A 1070-nucleotide genomic window follows, 5' to 3' on the forward strand; every position below is an offset into this window, starting at 1 on the left:
GGCCTGAATTCAACACATAAGTGCAACGCTCACCCCTGTATGCACTTCGTACGGCGTCTTCCAGCCCAAGCGCTTGCGCGGGCGTAGATTGATCCTCGCTACTGTCCGATTGACGGCTTCGACGGTCAGCTTGCTGAAGTCGCTGCCCTTGGGGAAATACTGGCGGAGCAGACCGTTGGTGTTTTCATTGGTGCCACGTTGCCAGGATGAATAGGGGTCTGCAAAAAAGACCTGGCACTGGCTCCGTAGCGCGATGCGTTCATGCCCGGCAAACTCCCTTCCGTTATCCAGCGTCAGCGTGTGAGCGGCATGGCCCTGAAGCATCAGATTGATCGCCCGCGTTACCTGCCGGCGCGTTCTGCGCTTGACCGGATAGGCGCTCAGATAGCCGCTTTTGCGATCAACCAGGGTCACCAGGTTACCGCCCAGTCCATGTACCGTATCGCCCTCCCAGTCCCCCAGGCGCTCGCGGCTTTCGACCTCGGCTGGGCGTTCACTGATTGACACGCGATTACGCAGCTGCCCGCGCCGATCGTGGCTTCCATAGCGTTTCCGGTAGCGCTTTCGGCGATGTCGCAGATAGGTATAAAGCTCACCACCGGCGCGCTGTTCGGCGGCAATGAACCGATAAATCCACTCATGGCTGACCGCCCGGCTTGGCTGCTCCTGCTTCAACCGCTGGGCGATCTGCTCCGGACTCATGCCATGCTTGAGCCACACCGGGAGATGATGGCTGAGCCATGTCGCCGGCTTGCAAAACTTGCGCGCACCCGCTCGACGAGCATCACTTTCATGGGCCGCAGAAACAGCCTTGTAGATATTCTGGGTGCTGTTGCGGCGAACCTCGCGACTGATCGTCGAGGGATGCACGCCGACCCGCTTTGCAATGCTCGCCTGGCTCTCTGCGGCGCTCAAGCCAGCCTCAATCTGGTAACGTTGTCCCTGAGTCAGCTGCCGGTAATGCGTAGTCATCTGCGCTTGAATCCTTCGGTGTGAGAGCCTGGATTCTACCGGTGGCTGGCTCTCTGCCTCTCGTTTCAAGCGTTGCGCTTATTCTATGAATTCAGGGA

General features: G+C 59.2%; 1 protein-coding gene. It reads right to left on the reverse strand.

The genetic code is table 11. The features are described 5' to 3' along the window. Positions 1 to 9: 9 nt before the first annotated feature. On the reverse strand, positions 10 to 972 hold the full coding sequence (locus IV40_RS10420) for an IS30-like element ISPpu17 family transposase (RefSeq protein WP_004577240.1): 963 nt from the start codon (positions 970 to 972) through the stop codon (positions 10 to 12). Positions 973 to 1070 lie beyond the last annotated feature (98 nt).

The sequence above is a fragment of the Lactobacillus selangorensis genome (assembly GCF_001437205.1).
GTDB classification, from domain to species: domain Bacteria; phylum Bacillota; class Bacilli; order Lactobacillales; family Lactobacillaceae; genus Paralactobacillus; species Paralactobacillus selangorensis.